Source organism: Metabacillus sp. KH_069, assembly GCF_057838075.1.
Genome location: NZ_CM174460.1, coordinates 2,014,515 through 2,032,420, shown reverse-complemented (window position 1 = coordinate 2,032,420; position 17,906 = coordinate 2,014,515). Strand labels below are relative to the sequence as shown.

General features: G+C 40.6%; 15 protein-coding genes. All 15 read right to left on the bottom strand.

What is annotated here, in order from left to right; all coding sequences use genetic code 11:
* Window positions 1-15: 15 nt before the first annotated feature.
* Window positions 16-807, bottom strand: a complete 792-nt coding sequence (locus AC3ISE_RS10035; protein ID WP_223442480.1) for a DUF3388 domain-containing protein — start codon at window positions 805-807, stop codon at window positions 16-18.
* Between the two features lie 219 nt (window positions 808-1,026).
* Window positions 1,027-1,284, bottom strand: coding sequence for a DUF3243 domain-containing protein (locus AC3ISE_RS10030; RefSeq protein WP_489224067.1), 258 nt, complete (start codon window positions 1,282-1,284; stop codon window positions 1,027-1,029).
* Window positions 1,285-1,364: 80 nt separating this feature from the next.
* Window positions 1,365-2,105: an elongation factor P 5-aminopentanone reductase gene (ymfI, locus tag AC3ISE_RS10025; protein WP_489224307.1), complete on the bottom strand. Its 741-nt coding sequence runs from the start codon at window positions 2,103-2,105 to the stop codon at window positions 1,365-1,367.
* Window positions 2,106-2,153: 48 nt separating this feature from the next.
* A complete protein-coding gene (gene yfmH / locus AC3ISE_RS10020; protein WP_489224066.1) occupies window positions 2,154-3,440 on the bottom strand; it encodes an EF-P 5-aminopentanol modification-associated protein YfmH in 1,287 nt (428 codons plus the stop codon).
* On the bottom strand, window positions 3,437-4,720 hold the full coding sequence (gene yfmF, locus AC3ISE_RS10015; protein WP_489224065.1) for an EF-P 5-aminopentanol modification-associated protein YfmF: 1,284 nt from the start codon (window positions 4,718-4,720) through the stop codon (window positions 3,437-3,439). Before yfmF ends, yfmH begins: the two co-directional genes overlap by 4 nt.
* Window positions 4,721-4,875: 155 nt before the next feature.
* The gene (gene bcbE, locus AC3ISE_RS10010) at window positions 4,876-6,093 is read right to left on the bottom strand and encodes a bacillibactin exporter BcbE (protein WP_489224064.1); all 1,218 of its coding nucleotides are present in this window, start codon (window positions 6,091-6,093) and stop codon (window positions 4,876-4,878) included.
* 149 nt (window positions 6,094-6,242) lie between these two features.
* Complete coding sequence (locus AC3ISE_RS10005) at window positions 6,243-7,187, bottom strand: ABC transporter permease (RefSeq protein WP_489224306.1); 945 nt, start codon at window positions 7,185-7,187, stop codon at window positions 6,243-6,245.
* Window positions 7,188-7,202: 15 nt separating this feature from the next.
* A complete protein-coding gene (locus tag AC3ISE_RS10000; protein WP_489224063.1) occupies window positions 7,203-8,249 on the bottom strand; it encodes an ABC transporter permease in 1,047 nt (348 codons plus the stop codon).
* The gene (locus AC3ISE_RS09995; RefSeq protein ID WP_489224305.1) at window positions 8,246-9,775 is read right to left on the bottom strand and encodes an ABC transporter ATP-binding protein; all 1,530 of its coding nucleotides are present in this window, start codon (window positions 9,773-9,775) and stop codon (window positions 8,246-8,248) included. Before AC3ISE_RS09995 ends, AC3ISE_RS10000 begins: the two co-directional genes overlap by 4 nt.
* A 258-nt stretch (window positions 9,776-10,033) precedes the next feature.
* On the bottom strand, window positions 10,034-11,080 hold the full coding sequence (locus tag AC3ISE_RS09990; protein ID WP_489224062.1) for a BMP family lipoprotein: 1,047 nt from the start codon (window positions 11,078-11,080) through the stop codon (window positions 10,034-10,036).
* A gap of 103 nt (window positions 11,081-11,183) precedes the next feature.
* Window positions 11,184-11,909 (bottom strand): GntR family transcriptional regulator, encoded by a 726-nt coding sequence (locus AC3ISE_RS09985; RefSeq protein ID WP_489224061.1) that lies wholly within the window; start codon window positions 11,907-11,909, stop codon window positions 11,184-11,186.
* Window positions 11,910-12,398: 489 nt separating this feature from the next.
* A complete protein-coding gene (locus AC3ISE_RS09980; protein WP_489224060.1) occupies window positions 12,399-14,756 on the bottom strand; it encodes a DNA translocase FtsK in 2,358 nt (785 codons plus the stop codon).
* Window positions 14,757-15,131: 375 nt separating this feature from the next.
* The gene (locus AC3ISE_RS09975; protein ID WP_133311021.1) at window positions 15,132-15,356 is read right to left on the bottom strand and encodes a YlzJ-like family protein; all 225 of its coding nucleotides are present in this window, start codon (window positions 15,354-15,356) and stop codon (window positions 15,132-15,134) included.
* Window positions 15,353-16,105, bottom strand: coding sequence for a ClpP family protease (locus tag AC3ISE_RS09970; RefSeq protein WP_070877304.1), 753 nt, complete (start codon window positions 16,103-16,105; stop codon window positions 15,353-15,355). The genes AC3ISE_RS09975 and AC3ISE_RS09970 overlap by 4 nt, the downstream gene beginning before the upstream one ends.
* Before the next feature lie 129 nt (window positions 16,106-16,234).
* Window positions 16,235-17,899, bottom strand: coding sequence for a ribonuclease J (locus AC3ISE_RS09965; RefSeq protein WP_489224059.1), 1,665 nt, complete (start codon window positions 17,897-17,899; stop codon window positions 16,235-16,237).
* Window positions 17,900-17,906: the final 7 nt, after the last annotated feature.

Below are 17,906 nucleotides of genomic sequence, written 5' to 3'. Positions count from 1 at the left end.
TAACACCTTCCATATCTAAAAATCAAACCCGGAAAAACTTGATTCATCAAACATTTGAGGTCCAGATGCTTCCTCATATGTAATCTTTTCATCCGGATCGTTTCGAAGTTCAATTATATAGTCAAAATCATCAAGTGTATACTCTGTATTTTGTACAAACATATCAGGATGTTCGACAACTTTTGTAGCAGACAGCCTCATGATTTCTCTCACAAGCTGCAAATGTTTTTCAGAGCCTCTTCTTGTGGAAACAATCCCATCAATAATAAATACATTATCAACACTGTATTCATCTGCAATGAGCTGGCTTCTGATTGTCTGTTTTAATAAAGTTGAAGACACAAAAAGCCATCTTTTATTTGCACATACACTTGAAGCAACGATTGACTCTGTTTTACCGACGCGGGGCATGCCTCTTATTCCGATCAATTTGTGGCCTTCCTGCTTATATAATTCAGCCAGAAAGTCCACAAGCAGGCCAAGTTCGTCTCTGACAAAACGGAATGTCTTTTTATCATCTGCATCACGCTGTATGTATCTTCCGTGCCGGACTGCAAGTGTATCTCTTAATTTAGGCTTGCGCAATTTCGTTACTTTAATATGATCCATTGTATTTAAGATGGATTCCAGCCTCTGGATCTGCTCGTTATTTGAGCACTTAAGCAGCAATCCCCTGCGGCTGTCATCCACGCCGTTAATCGTCACAATATTTATAGAAAGCATCCCGAGAAGCGAAGAAATATCGCCAAGAAGTCCGGGACGGTTTTTTTGAATTTCATACTCTAAATACCATTCCTGCATCTCCAAAAAAGGACCCCCTTCAAAAACCAGGTCTATAACACCTATATCCTTATCATAAAGCATTTTGATGAAAGAGGAAAGAATAATTCCTTGACAATAAAAAAGGGGGTATGAGGACCTAGAATGCACTATTTAATTTTAAATTTTGAATGACGGCATTTATCATCAAAAACAGCAATCTATGCAAAAACAGACATAAAAAAAGAGAGGACCTTCGTCCCCCCTTTATTTCGTACCGTTATTTTCCACTAGCTTAACCATCATGTTTGCAATGGCATGCTGTTCCTCTTTAGAAGCTACGCTCCAAAGATCAGCAAGTACTCTTTCCTGATCATTTTTCGGATCAACCTGTTTTGCTAAGTAATCGCCGATTTCGTAAGCTAAGTCATTAACAGCTTCCGTTTTCATTCCATCTCCTTCAGCGTGGTGCAGACGATCGCCGAGGAAGTTTTTCCATGAATCCCAATTTTCTAAAACAGACATTATAACCCCTCCTAATTAAGTGGAATACAATGTTAGTTTGTCTTGCATGAACCGATTTATACGGATAGGCTGAGAAAAATTTATGTATGCCATCCGCCGTTTACAGAAAGCACTTGTCCTGTAATATAACTTGCGTGATTGGATGATAAAAACAAAACAGCGTCAGCTATCTCTTCAGGCTTTCCAATCCTGCCCAAAGGGATTTCATCCTTAAGATCAGCCAGGTCCTCCTCTGAAAAAGCCTGCAGCATGTCAGTTGCAACTGCTCCAGGTGCTATTGCATTAACCCTGATGCCGGAAGGAGCCAATTCTTTTGCAAGTGCCTTAACAAATGTATTTTGCCCTCCCTTAACCATGCTGTATAAGACTTCACACGAAGCACCGATTTCCCCCCAAATGGAAGAAATAACAATGATGCTGCCGCTTTTTTTTCTTACCATTTCAGGGATTAATTCTTTAGAAAGCATATATGGACTTGTAATTTGAAGCTGCACCATTTGACGGATTTCAGCGTCTTTTATATCCGTCATTAACCCGAAAAAACTCTTCCCGCTGTTTAAAACGAGCAGGTCTATCCCATGATCAAGCTGCTCGACAAGCCGTTTTACGCCTTCTTGATCTGAAAGATCCGCTTTTACCGGCTTGCAGACTGCCTCCGGTCCAAGTTCCTTAATAAGCTTTATCACGCTATCTTCATTCTTGTGATAATGCAGATACAATTGATAATTTTCCCCTGCGAGCTTTTGCGCGACAGCTTTTCCGATACCGCCGCTCGCACCTGTAATTAAAGCTGTTTTTTTCATTTTTTTCTCCTTATAGATAAAGGCTTTTCCTGTCCCAGATAAAAAAACATCCTTAAAAAGGATGCTTTACTTAGGTACTACTTGACAGACTGAAAATAATTGTTCATCAATCACTTCATTCAGCGTATGGTGAATATCATCATTTGTCAATTGTTCAAGCGTCGGTACAACATCAAACAAATTCATTTCGTTAAAAGAATAGCGTGTAAATTGGTTCGCAATGTATTCCGGTGAATTAATCGCTCTTAAAAAAGAACCGATTTTCTTTCTCTTGGCGTTCTCAAGACGTTCTGCTGGAATCCCGTTCTGTTTTGCCTTCAGCAGCGTGCTCTTTATTTCTTCAGCAAGCTGATCGGGCTGATCAGTATCTCCGCCTATCATCGCAAATCCAAAACCGCTCTCTTCTGTGTAATCAAAACTGAACGTGTCATCAATTAGGCCATTCTCATAGAGCTGAGTATAGGTGTCAGTGCTTTTCCCAAAAACCATATCAAGAATCAGGTTCATGCACAGTTCGTGTTTTAAAAGCTCTTCACCGGACCGGTCTGCCTGTTTCGCCTTCAGCCCGACTAAACATTTAGAAGATTGAACATTCATTTTGAGCTTTTCTAATGGTTTTGCTACAGTATCCGGTTCATCTACTTCAGCACGCTTGATTTCAGACTGAGGTTTAAACTCTTTTTTATCCTGATTTTCGCGGATTTGAGATAGAATTTGTTCAGGATCAATCGGGCCAACAACGAATAGCAGCATATTGCTTGGATGGTAAAACGTATTGTAGCACTCGTAAAGAAGGTCTTTCGTAATTTTGGAAATCGATTCAACGGTGCCGGCAATATCAATTCCTACCGGATGTTTATGAAACATGTTCTGAATGAGTCCAAAATAGAGTCTCCAGTCAGGATTGTCATCATACATATTAATTTCCTGTCCGATGATGCCTTTTTCTTTCTCAACCGATTTTTCAGTAAAATAAGGCTCCTGAACGAAATCGATGAGCGTTTCTAAATTTTTTTCAACATTTGACGTGCTTGAAAATAAGTAAGCCGTTCGTGTAAATGATGTAAAAGCATTAGAAGAGGCGCCCTGTTTACTGAAATCCTGAAAAACGTCGCCGTCTTCTTTTTCAAACAGCTTATGCTCTAAAAAGTGAGCGATCCCATCGGGAACTAATTTCATTTCATTTTGATCAAGAGGCACAAATTGATTATCGATCGAGCCGTATTTTGTTGTAAACGTTGCATATGTCTTATTAAACCCTTTTTTAGGAAGGACATATACATCCAATCCATTTTTCATTTTTTCATAAAAGAGCTCTTCCTGAAGCTGATCAAACTTTATGGATTTTGTCATTGTGCACCCTCCATTCCTTTTAAGAAATAGATCGTATCCAGCTGGATCTTTTTAGCCGCTGCGATGATTTCCTCTTTTGTTACCTTTTCAATTCCCTGCAGATATTTATCAAAAGGTTCATTAATATTGGAAATAACATTATGATAGAGAACCTCAACAGAGCCGTATGATGTATCGATTGTTTCAAGAAGCTGATTTTTAATGACGGCTTTAGTCTGATTGATATCTTTGTCTTCAAAATCTCCATTTTTCATTGCTTCGAGCTGCTCTTTAATAATCGTCACCGCCCGCTCGTAATTCGCAAATTCAATTCCTGACATAACCATTAAGAGTCCTTTATGACTCTCAACTCTGGATGCTGCATAGTAAGCAAGGCTTTCTTTTTCGCGGACATTAATGAAAAGCTTAGAATGCGAAAACCCGCCGAAAATGCCATTGAACACTTGCAGGGCATAATAGGATTGATCCCCATATGTGCAGTTAGTGCGGTAGCCGATGTTCAATTTACCCTGTTTAACATCCTGATCTTCAATCACTTCATTCGGCTCTCTAATCTCTTTTTCAGTAATAGATTTTTCTACAGCCTGATGGGCATTTTCATTAAAAGTGAAAAATCTTTTTGTATATTCACTGACTTCATCAGCCGATACATCTCCTACAACATACAAATCCATTTTATCTTCTTTTAATGCCTTTTTATAATACTCATACAAACTTGAAGAAGTAATTTTTTCAAGATGATCAATCTCTCCATTGACATGCAGGCGATACGGTTCATCTTTGCACATCTCCTGGACAAGTCTTAAATTGGAATACCTCATTTTGTCATCATATACAGCCTGGATGCGCTGTTTCAATGTGCGTTTTTCCTGATTAATAATTTCATCAGGGAAAGATTCTTCCTTTACTACAGGAGACAGAATGATTTCTGACAGCAGCTGAAGCGCTTTTTCAAGCAGGGGTGTCTGATCTGATAAAAAGCGTTCATTTGCAACTTCAATCCGGATCGAAATGATATGATGATCGCCTTTTTTAGATAAATCTACAAATAAAGTTGCTCCGTAAAGTTCATCAAGATGCTTTCTGAGCTCGGTGCTCGTCGGAAAAGATTTTGTTCCCCGCTGCAGCACATAAGGAAGCAGCGCTCTGAATGTGACATCCTCTTCGTTCAGCGGTGCAAGCATTTTAAATACAAGTGAATTTGTTTTAAATTTATTCGTTTGAACGGTATGCAATGTTAACCCATTAATTGATTCTATTTGTTCTTTTAAAAATTCCATTGTGACCCTCCTCGCGTGGCAGATTCCATTTTATTTTTTCCTGTTTTCTAATTTAGCGTATGGATTCATTCTAGTAATTATATCAACTTTAGGATAATTAAGGAAATGTTAACCCTGATTAAAAAAGAAAAGACGAAATGCAGCCAATTTGCGTCCTATGCTTGCTTTAATGCTGGTTTCGATTCTTTGGAAGGTTTGATAAAGAAAAGGGCAATTAAAACAGCAAGCAAGCTTACACCTGCAGAAACATAATAAACCAGATGATCTCCTACAGGCATAATGTAGGCATAAACAGGCGGTCCTGCCGCTACCCCTATAAATCTCATGGAACTGTAAATCGATGTAATGGTTCCACGTTCTTCCTTTTCCACTCCTTCTGTAATCAGGGCGTCAAGTGCAGGCAAAGAGACCCCTATTCCAATTCCGCTAATAATTAAAAAAAGAATTAAGAAAGTAAAACTATGCTGTATTCGGATGGCAATAAAAGAGACAGTCAGAAGGGCCATTCCAAAAGCAATGACAACTTTCATAAGCTGTTTGTTCTGTCCGATTTTTCTGCCCGCAATAAATGAGCTGATAGATAGGGCAAGCAGAGGAACGGCAAGCATGGCTCCTTTATAAATCCCTTTAATGTTATATTGCTTTTCAAGAGTATCAGACAAATAAAAAAGCACTCCAAATAAGATAAACATGATAAAGCAGCCGATGGCAAAAATGGCATAGAGCCATCTGCCCTTTTCCTTAAAAATAACTCTTACACACCTTAAAAATTCTTTTATAGTCTGTTTCTCTTTTTCCTGTTTTGGTATTTTCACCAAAAAAAAGACAAGTGCTACACTGATCAGACTGAAGAAAGGAATAAACCAAAATGGCAAAAACCAAATAAAGGTTGCAAGCAGCGCGCCGATGATCGGACTTAAGACTTTTCCGGCTGTATTTGCTGTTTCAATTAGCCCAAGTCCTGAACTCACTTCTTCATCTTTTTCAAACATATCGCCGATAAGAGGAATAACAACAGGAGCGGCTCCCGCTGAACCAATTCCTTGAAGAACCCGTCCGAGAAGGATGATCGTAAAAGGGTCATCCATTGTCCATGAGGCCCAACCTGATACGGCCCCGCCTGCACCTGCTATTAGCAGACATGGAACCATGACTAATTTCCTTCCGAAACGGTCAGATAAATAGCCTGCAACAGGTATGAGGAGAATAGCAACAACTGAATATACGGTTATGATGAGAGACACTTGAAATGACGAAATCCCCAACTGTTTTTCAATCAGGGGCAATACCGGAATTAACATGGAATTTCCAAGAGTCATCACTAATGGCACGGATGACAATGCGATTAAATCAAGCTTCTTTTTTGCTCCCATTCTTTTCACCTTTGTTTCGTAGTATCTTGCATTGATTAGATTTTGCCTCTAAATCAAAAAACTATACTCTAACCCTTATAGACATACATTCTCCCGATATAAAAAAAGCGGCCTGGCCTCAATAAATGAGGCCAGGCCGCTTCTGCTGATTAACGTTTTCCTTTTTCGTAAGGAGTTCCCAGCGCTTTTGGTGCATCTGCGCGTCCTATAAATCCAGTTAAAGCTAAAATAGTTAAAACGTAAGGTGTAATTAACAAGTACATGGTTGGTATGCCTTCAAGCAAAGGCAGCTGTCCGCCGATCACGCTCAGACCTTGAGCGAGCCCGAAGAATATGGCAGCTCCCATAGCACCAAGCGGATGCCATTTACCGAAGATAAGAGCAGCAAGAGCCATGAATCCCTGTCCGCTGATTGTTGCATGGCTGAAATCACGTGCAATGATTGTCGCATAAACAGCACCGCCGACACCAGCGAAAGCTCCGCTTAAAATAACGCCGATATAGCGCATTTTCACAACATTTATCCCCATAGTATCTGCTGCCATAGGATGTTCTCCAACTGCGCGCAGACGGAGACCAAATGGCGTTTTATACATAACGAACCAAACTGCAAACGCAGTGATAATGGCGATGTATGTTGTTATATATCCGTTTGAGAAAAATAATGGTCCAATAACAGGAATATCGCTGAGAAAAGGGATATCCATTTTGCTGAAACTTTCTGTGATGCGGTCTGTTTGTCCTTTTCCATAGAACAATTTTACAAGGAAAAGCGATAAACCAATGGCAAGAAAGTTAATAGCTACTCCGCTTACAACCTGATCGGCACGGAATGTGATGGATGCTACTGCGTGAAGAATGGAAAGCACAGCTCCAGCAGCCATTGCAACTAAAATAGAGAGCCACGGAGTTGCATCTCCAAATGCATCGGCATATGTCAGGTTAAAAACGATGGCAACGAAGGCTCCAATAACCATCAATCCTTCAAGCCCTATATTAACAACTCCTGACCGTTCACTGAACATGCCTCCAAGTGCAGTGAAAATAAGCGGAGCGGCAACGAATAACGCTGTAGGGATGATGAGTTCTAGCATCTGTAGTATGCTCACTTATTTCCCCTCCTTTTTGAAACGCAGTAAAATCCAGCGAATGAAATAGCTTGAAGCGACGAAAAGTATAATCAGAGCAATAACAATCTCAACAAGCTCATATGGCACACCGGCCTCAGATGGCATGTTCAGCGCTCCAACCTTCAATCCTCCGAATAAAGCAGCTGCGAAAATGATGCCAAGTGCTGTGTTTCCTCCTAAAAGGGCTACAGCGATTCCATCAAATCCAACACCTGTAAATCCGCCTTTGACAGAAACATACTGGAATGTTCCAAGCCCTTCCATCGCACCGGCGATTCCTGCAAATGCTCCGGAAATGACCATCGAAAGAATAATATTACGGCTTACATTCATCCCTGCATACTGGGCAGCATCCTGATTAAACCCTACCGATCTCAATTCATATCCTTTTGTTGTTTTCTCAAGGATGAACCACATGACAAGAGCGCCAATTAACGCAAGGAATATTCCGTAGTGCATTCTGGAATAGTCAGTCATTGTCTGGAAAAACTCAGAGCTTAATGAAGCAGAAGGGAAAATGTTTTCCGATTTATCCCCTTTATCAGATAAAACATACTGAATTAAATGATTTGTTAAATATAAGGCAATATAGTTCATCATAATTGTCACAATTACTTCGTGAACCTTGAATTTTGCTTTTAATAATCCTGGAATGAAACCCCATAGTGCACCTGCAGCAGCAGCAACGATGATTGCAAGCGGCAAATGGATGATTTTTGGAAGCTCAAATGCAACTCCCACCCATACCGCTGCAAACCAGCCTACAATCAGCTGTCCTTCTACACCGATATTAAATAATCCTGTGCGGAATGCGAAAGCGACAGCAAGTCCGGCAAAAATATACGGAGTTAACTGGCGGATTGTTTCGCCGATATAATAGGTATCACCAAAGATTCCGTTCCACAATGCTGAGTAGCCGGCTACTGGATCATATCCGGTTACGAGCATAATGATCGCGCCGCAGATCAATCCAAGCAATACAGCAATTACGGGTACGATAATATTAAAATAGCGCGCTATATTCATGATGATGCACCTGCTTCCCTGCGGCTGCTTCCTGCCATGAGCAAACCAAGCTCCTGCTCAGTCGTTTCCTTCGGACTCACAATCGCAACGATTTTTCCTTCATAGATAACCGCGATCCTGTCACTTACATTCATAATTTCCTCAAGCTCAAATGAGATGAGCAGGACGGCTTTCCCTTTATCTCTTTGCTCAATTAATCGTCTATGAATAAATTCAATCGCACCGACATCCAGCCCCCTTGTCGGCTGTGCTGCAATCAATAAATCAGGATCTCTGTCAACTTCGCGGCCGATGATGGCTTTTTGCTGATTTCCTCCTGACAGAGCACGCGCAAGTGTTGAGCTGCTTGGAGTTCTGACATCAAATTCCTTGATCAGTTTTTCTGCTTTGTCATAAATCGCTTTAAAATTCAGCACGCCTTTTTTTGAATAAGGCTTTTGATAATACGTTTGCAGAACCATATTTTCTCCGACCGGAAAATCAAGCACCAAGCCATGTTTATGACGGTCCTGAGGAATATGGCCAACACCTGCTTCAGTAATCTGACGGGGGCGCTGATTTCTGATGTCTTTGCCATTTAAATGAATTGATCCAGACTCTGAATTCATTAATCCGGTAATGGCTTCAATCAATTCAGATTGACCATTGCCATCCACTCCCGCGATTCCTACAATTTCACCGGCTTTAACTGAGAGATTCAGTGAATCGATAACCGTTACATTTCTGCTGTCTTTGACGGTTAAGTCTTGAATTTTCAGTACTTCTTCCGCTGGAACGGCTTCTGTCTTTTGAGTAGTAAAAAGGACTTCTCTGCCCACCATAAGAGCTGCCAGTTCGTTTGGATTTGTCTCAGCAACATTTACAGTTCCAATGCCTTCTCCTTTGCGGATAACGGTCACGCGGTCACACACTTCCATAATTTCTTTCAGTTTATGAGTAATCAGTATGATTGATTTGCCTTCTTTGATCAGTGTTTTCATGATGCCGATTAATTCTTTTATTTCCTGCGGCGTAAGCACAGCAGTCGGCTCATCAAAGATTAAAATTTCAGCTCCCCGGTACAGCGTTTTCAAAATTTCTACACGCTGCTGCATTCCTACTGAAATATCACTTATTTTTGCAGATGGGTTAACAGCAAGTCCATATCTTTCTGAAATTTCTTTTACTTGCATTTCTGCATCCTTCAAGTTGATTTTTCCTGTTTTAACAGGTTCATTGCCGAGAATAATATTTTCAGTGACAGAAAAATTATTGACAAGCATGAAATGTTGGTGTACCATACCTATTCCCAGATCATTAGCAATGTTAGGGTTAGTAATGTTTACTTTTTTGCCATTTACACGGATTTCACCTTTTTCAGGCTGATATAGACCGAATAAAACGTTCATTAAAGTGGATTTTCCTGCGCCATTCTCTCCCAGAAGCGCGTGAATTTCACCCTTTTTGACCTGTAAATTGATATTATCATTTGCGACGATTCCCGGAAATTCTTTGCGGATTCCAAGCATTTCAATGACATATTCCAACATGATCACTCCTTTTCCTGAAGCTCATTGATGATTAAGATGATAGATGTTAGGAAATTTATGTTTACCCTTATATAACTAGTTTCATTGACTCCCTTTTTACTTTTAAAATCACCAACTAAAAATCTATAATTCCATCACTCAATGATGTGCATATCGAACTAGTTTTCGATTATAGACTTTTAGTCAGGCGACTTTTCAGGCTAATAAAAAGGCTAGGAACAAACTAGCCTTTTTATCAGTAATATAGTTTAGTGCTTATTCAAAAGGTACTTTAATTTCACCGTCGATGATTTTTTGCTTGTAATCATCAACTTTAGCGATAACTTCTTCAGAAAGATTATCTTGTGTAGGGGCAATTCCTACACCGTTTTCTTTAAGACCGTATTCAATGATTTCTCCGCCAGGGAAGTCGCCGTCTTTAGCTTTTTCAGCTAAGTCTTTAACAGCAACGTCAACGCCTTTAACCATAGAAGTAAGTGTTACGTTGAAGCCGTCGCCTTCGCCAAGCTCATGCTGATCGCGGTCAACTCCGATAACCCATGCGTCTTTGTCCGGATTTTTCGTTTTCAAGTCAACTGCTGCAGTGAATACGCCGTTTCCAGCTCCGCCTGCTGCGTGATAAATGACGTCTGCGCCTTGACCGTACATGATTTCAGCAACTTGCTGCCCTTTAGCTGCATCACTGAACGTACCTGCATACTGAACGATTACTTCAGCGTCAGGATTAGCTGCTTTAACGCCTTCTACAAATCCAACTTCGAACTTTTTGATTAATGAGCCTTCCATACCGCCAACAAATCCTACTTTGTTTGATTTTGTTGAAAGTCCCGCAGCAACACCTACAAGGAATGAGCCTTCATGCTCTTTAAATGTGATGCTCGCAACGTTAGGCTTGTCTACTACACTGTCAACGATTGCAAAGTTTGCATCTTTCTGCTGATCAGCAATTTTTGTCACAGCATCTGTCATCAAGTAGCCGATTCCATAAACTAAATCGAACTTTTGACGAACTAGTTTGTTTAAGTTTGTTTCATAGTCTGCGTCGCTTTGAGATTGAAGGTAATCAAATCCGCCTGTCCCTTTTTCAAGGCCGTTGTCCTCGCCGTAAGACTGAATGCCTTCCCATGCAGACTGGTTGAATGATTTGTCGTCAACTCCGCCTGTATCAGTTACCATTGCAACAGAGTAGCCTTCTTTTTTGTCTCCGCCTGCATTGTCTTTATCTTCAGATGATCCGCAAGCGCTAAGCAATGTTCCTGCAGCAAGTACAAGTGACAATGTTAAACCTAATCGTTTTTTCACTTTCATTTTCCCCCTATTATTCATTTGAAATGTTTGTTTACAAGAGCCTTTGTCCAAAACACCTTCGTCCTTGGAACCACCTCCTTAAAATTGCAAACGTTTATTACAAGCGCTTTCTTACCACATGGAAGCTAAATTGATCAGCGCGGAAGTAATTCAGTGAGAATAAAACGGGTTGATCGTTTTCATCAAAATGCATTTGTTTTAAACACAGCAAAGCGGTTTCAGGATCACATTCAAGGATTGGGGAAATCTTATCGTGGTATCCGATTGGTTCTATGTGAGTTACTGCATAAGAAATATAGCGTCCAGCTTCGTCCTGAAGCAATTCAAACAGAGATTCCTGCTCATGAATGAATGTCTGTGGAAGGATATGTCTTGGAATTTTGTCTAGGCAATAAACGACCGGCTTTCCATTCGCCGTTCTGACGCGTTCAAGCAAAAAGATATCTTCGTTTGTGCGGCATTTAAAGCGTTTAACATCTTCCTCGGTTGGACTGTTAACTTGTGAGGATAAAAAGATTGTGCCAGGAACCATATTGGCCTGTTCGATCATTTCTGTGACACTATTTAATTGCTCAATTCCAGAAGTGAACAGCGGTTTGGAGTTGATGAACGTTCCGACGCCATGACGGCGAATGATAACGTTCTCTTCTTCGAGAATGCGAAGCGCTTCTCTCAATGTTGCGCGGCTGACTCCGAGTTTTTTTGAAAGCTCAAATTCAGATGGAAGTTTTTCTTTTTCTACATATGTTCCATTTTCAATATCTTCTTTAATTTTATCAATTACTTGCAAGTATAAATGACGGTTATCTGTTTTTATGGTCATATTAAGCCTCCGTCTAATCGTTTCAATCCAGAGATCAGACATCTGATGTTATACCCTTTCTCTAATCGAAAATAATATACCATGTATTCTGAAATAAATAAATAGAAATTTATTAAATTTGTCGAAAATTGATAGCCCTTTCTCACTAGTCCTAATTTTCTTCTAGAGATTTCTTCACAAAAAAGTCTCTTTTATTCTATTCATTATTTACTATTTTCAGTTTTTATTTTTTATTTATAGGCTGTTTTCGCATGAATTATTGTTTTTCATGATGAATGTTGTCCGTTCCTTGCAGCTAGAGGAACTTGCTTTCCGCGGGGAGCATGGGAGCCTTCTCGGCGTTGCCTGTGGGGTCTCCCATTTCGCTCTATTTCCCGCAGGAGTCAAGTTTATCCGCTACAATCCACTTAAGTTTTTAAACATTTAGACTAGTTGCAGCACAGTTTACGAAAAGAGCTTAAAAAAAAGAAAGGCCAAATGCGCCTTTCTTTACGAACTCACTTCATCATAATGGTCTTTTGACAGCAGAACTTCTCTCGGCTTGCTTCCTTCATACGGGCCGACAACCCCGCGGTCTTCCATAGCGTCAATCAGTCTTGCGGCTCTTGTATAGCCAACTCTGAATCGTCTTTGCAGCATGGATACAGAAGCTGTCTGCATTTCCAGAACCAACTGAACTGCGTCATCGTAAAGATCATCACTGACCTCTTCCTTTACTTCCGGAGTTTCGCTCGGTATCATTTCCTCCTGATATTGTGCTCTTTGCTGAGAAATCACATAGGATACAACCTGCTCGACTTCTTCATCTGATAAAAATGCGCCCTGCACTCTGACTGGTTTTGATGCCCCTACAGGGAGAAACAGCATATCCCCGCGGCCAAGAAGCTTCTCTGCGCCGCCCATGTCAAGAATCGTTCTTGAATCTGTCTGTGACGAAACGCTGAACGCAATTCTTGATGGAATATTGGCTTTAATTACTCCCGTAATAACATCAACAGAAGGACGCTGTGTGGCAATAATTAAATGAATGCCCGCTGCCCGCGCCATCTGTGACAGGCGCGTAATGGAATCCTCTACATCAGATGAAGCTACCATCATTAAATCTGCCAGCTCGTCCACGATCACGACGATATAAGGGAACTCAGGATTTTTCGTTCCTTCTTCCAAGTTGGATCTTCTAATATATTCATTGTAGCCTTCAATATTTCTTGTCCCTGTATGAGAGAAAAGCTCGTATCTTCTCTCCATCTCATTGACTACCTTTTTTAAAGCCTGAGAAGCTTTTTTGGGATCTGTCACGACTGGCGCAAGCAGATGCGGAATTCCGTTATACACATTCAGCTCTACCATCTTGGGATCGATCATCATCATTTTCACTTCATGAGGCTTTGCTCTCATCAGTATACTTGTAATAATGCCGTTGATGCACACACTTTTCCCGCTTCCTGTAGAACCGGCAACAAGAAGATGAGGCATTTTATTCATTTCAGCAAGAACAGCATCACCTGAGATATCTCTGCCAAGTCCCATAAGAAGCTTAGCCTCCGGACGGTCATTTGCTTTTGATTCGAGCACCTCGCGCAAGGAGACCATGGCGATTTCAGAATTGGGAACTTCAATTCCAATGGCTGATTTCCCTGGAATCGGCGCTTCTATCCGAATATCTTTAGCAGCAAGCGCAAGGGCTAAATCATCGCTGAGATTCACAATTTTACTTACCTTCACGCCTACATCAGGATAAACTTCATATTTCGTAACCGCTGGACCCAAGTGCACCTGCGTCACTTTTGCTTTTACGCCAAAGCTTTGAAACGTTTTTTCAAGCTTTCGCGCATTTTCATAAATGTTCTTTTTATCCGTTTGCTGGCTATTGACCTTAGGCTGTGACAAAAGATCAAGCGAAGGCAGCAAATACGATTTATTTTCTACTTCAGTAAATGTTATCGGCGGCACTGCAGGTTCTTCGGCCGTTTCAGTTTCAGGTTTCTTTTTCGGCGTTCTGACAGGAGGATCGGGGTTAACCTGTTCCTGCTCCTGATCAAATGCTTTAATTTCGAGTTCATTCCTGTCTGCAAAACTTGAGATAATCGGCTCAACATGAATGATTTCTGCTTCTTCTTCCTCTGCAGGATCTTCTTCATGCCTTCGCTCTTTTTTAGCCTTTTTCGGCTTAGAAGCTTCTGCTTTTTTCGCATTTTTTATTGATTTCGGCAGATTTTTCATATCCTCGTAAAAGGCAATTGCCTGTGTTTTCATAAAACGAAGAAATGGCGCAATGATTTTCCCGAGTGTTGAACCGAGAGATCTTCCAGTAATAAGCACAATTCCAATTAATATTAAAATAAATGAAATGATGCGGGACCCCGCTGCTGCAAATAAATAATAAGATGCTGCAAAAAGAATGGCTCCAATCATTCCTCCCCCAAGATCAGGCGTTCTTATCTGTCCATTAACCTCCATGAAAAAAAGTTCCCATGTATTGGTTATGACGCTCGGCGAAGAGAGGGCGCCTTTTTTGGTAAGCATCTGAAACAGCGTGACATGACTCAGAAGCAGGATAGCAGAAAGGACGCAATACAGGCCGACAATCTGCCTTGAAAATAAGGACGGCCATCTTCGGTTCCACATCACATAACCTGAAAGAACGAGCATGCCGATTAAGGCTGCCATATACCATTCACCAATAAAAAATCTGAATAAGTAAACGAACGTTTTTCCTACAAAACCTAAATTTGAAATCGCAATCAGCGAAATAGCGAGCAGGACTAGCCCGATGAGTTCAAATTTCAGCGTTTGCCGCCAGTCATCCCCTGTTTTTTTCTTTTGTCTCCGTTTTTGTTTTGCCATTAGTTATCACCTATGTATAAAATTTGCTAATGGCTGATTTCGCATAAACAGCTGTGAATCAGTCCCAGCATTTTAGTGAATTTCGAGCTCTTTTACTATCAGAAACAGATACACTTAAATCTTCATAAAAGCTCTTTTCAAATTGATTGTTGTTTGAGGTTATACATTAACCTATGAATCTCCGCTGCAGTCCACTCAAGATTTTACATTCTTTCTAAAACAACAAAGGTTATAAAAAGAGCCTTTTATAAAACTGACCATTTTTCAACTTAAGACCGATAACAGCAAGTTTCACGAAAAAAGCCTTTTATAAACAAAGAAAGCAGCCAAATGCAGGCTGCGGACATGTTTGTGTAAAGTTAGTATAGCATATTATCAGGAAAACGAGAATGTCATAGAAATTTTTTGTCCGGGAGAATATTGCTCGTTTAGAAAATCCTGCGGATCTGTGCTTAAAAGCCGGACAATTTCATATTGGTTCTGTTCTGTCTGTCTTACCACCATTTGCAGTCCGTTCATTTCAATGGTTGAAACACTTTCAAAATCAGCTGTTTGTACTGGGAATATGAGCTCTTCAGGCATGGATGTGTATAAAATCATTGCAGCATTTGCTCCTCGCCGGATTCGTCTTTTTTGCCGATCATTTCATTTAGCTTCATGATCGCCTGGCCTACACCGCCGACTCCGTCAATAAGCCCATAATCTACAGCATCATTTCCGACAACATTCGTTCCAATATCCCTTGTTAAGTTGCCTTTTGAAAACATAAGCTCTTTAAACTTTTCTTCCGTAATATTCGAATGTTTGGTAACAAAATTAACTACGCGGTCCTGCATTTTGTCCAAATACTCAAACGTCTGCGGCACTCCGATGACCAGTCCTGTTAATCTGACTGGATGAATCGTCATAGTCGCTGTTTCTGCAATAAAAGAATAGTCGCATGAAACGGCAATCGGCACGCCAATAGAATGGCCCCCGCCTAAAACAATGGAAACAGTAGGCTTTGATAAGGATGCAAGCATTTCTGCTATGGCAAGACCTGCTTCCACATCTCCCCCAACTGTATTCAGCACAATCAGGAGTCCTTCTATTTTAGGATTTTGCTCAATGGCCACGATTTGCGGGATAACATGCTCATATTTGGTCGTTTTATTTTGAGGAGGAAGCTGAATATGACCTTCTATTTGTCCGATAATCGTCAGGCAATGAATTCTTGCATCCTGGGATAATTGCGGAACATTTGTCGATCCAAGCTGCTGGATTTTTTCTACTAGAGAAGGTTCCTTCCCCTCTTGTTTATCCCCATTCGGTTCTGAATTTTCCTGTATGTAGCGGGAATCTTTGCTCATGTGGCTTCACCCTTCCTTTCATGAATGTGTTTATTATTCGCAGATCTTCCTGAAAACATTCGAAAGGGGGGAAATTTAGGCAGGCAATTTAGACAAAAAAAAGAGCCTTAAAAAAGGCTCTTAATTTGATTAAATCTCCATGATGATCGGTAAAATCATTGGTCTGCGCTTCGTTTGTTCAAATAAGAAACGATTCAGCGCCTCGCGGATATTTAATTTCAATGCAGACCATTCAATACCGTGGCCCTGCATGCTCTTTTCTACAATTTCTGTAACCATCTCAGAAGCTTTTAAAATAAGTTCTTCCGATTCCCTGACATAGACAAATCCTCTTGAAATAATCTCAGGACCTGAAATCATCACTTTTTTAGAGCGGTCTAAGGTGACAACGACAATGAGAATGCCATCCTGGGAAAGGAGCCTGCGGTCTCTCAATACGATGTTTCCGATATCGCCTACGCCTAGACCGTCAATCAGTACATTTCCTGAAGGAACTTTGGAAATGGATTTCACTTTATGCTGAGAGAACTCAATGACATCGCCTTTTTCAACAACGAAAATATTTTCTTCTTCCATGCCGGCGGATTTAGCAAGTTTAGCATGTGCTTTTTGCATTTTGTACTCGCCGTTAATCGGAATAAAATATTTCGGCTTCATCATATTCAGCATTAACTTTAATTCTTCCTGACTGCCATGGCCTGATACATGGATTTGTTTCTGTCCGAAAATGACATTCGCTCCAGCACGGTAGAGCTGATCGACTGTTTTGGAAAAATGAAGTTCATTTCCCGGTACAGGTGTTGCAGAGATGATGACTGTATCATCTTTTTCAATGCGAATTTGTTTATGAGCACCTTTTGCCATACGGGTTAAAACCGTTAGGGGTTCTCCCTGATGACCTGTTGTCAGAATGGCTACTTCATTTTTAGGATATTTATCGATATCTTGGACGGGTATGATTAAATTTTCACTTTCAGTGATGTATCCTAAATTTTTCGCAATTTCATAAACATTTTTGATTGAATTTCCAAGCAGGACAAGTTTTCTCTTATTATCAGATGCAGCTTCAATCACTTGGACGATGCGGTTGATGTTTGAAGCATAAATCGCCACAATCGTTCTTCCATTTGCATTGTACATCGCATCTGAAATTTCATGGCCTACAACTGTTTCAGATGCTGTAAACCCTGGACGCTCTGCATTTGTACTGTCTGATAGAAGACAAAGGACGCCTTCTTCTCCAATCAGGGCCATTTTGCCTAAATCAGAGCTTGTATTAAGCACAGGTGTTGTATCAAATTTAAAATCCCCTGTATGCACAATCGCTCCAAGTGAAGTATGGAAGCATACTCCGACTGAGTCAGGAATGCTGTGAATGGTTCTGAAGAAAGACACATTCACCCCATCAAAATCTAAAACAGTGGAAGAATCAATTTCCTGGTAATCAGCTTTTTGCTTCGGATTTAGTTCTTTTACCTTTTGGGACACTAACGCAAGAGTCAATTTCGTACCATAAACTGGAATCGACAGATGTCTCAGCACATAGAAAACGCCGCCAATGTTCTCGTCGTGACCGTGTGTTAAAAAGATGCCCTTCACCCGATCTGCATTCTCACGCAAGTATGTAATGTCAGGAATGACCATATCAATCCCTAACATCCCGGCTTCTGGATACATCAATCCAGCATCAACGATAAAGATGTTATGATCGATTTCAATGACATACAAATTCTTGCCAATTTCTCCAACTCCGCCTAGGGCAATAATCTTGATGTTTTCTGTCTGTTTATTCAATTGGTAA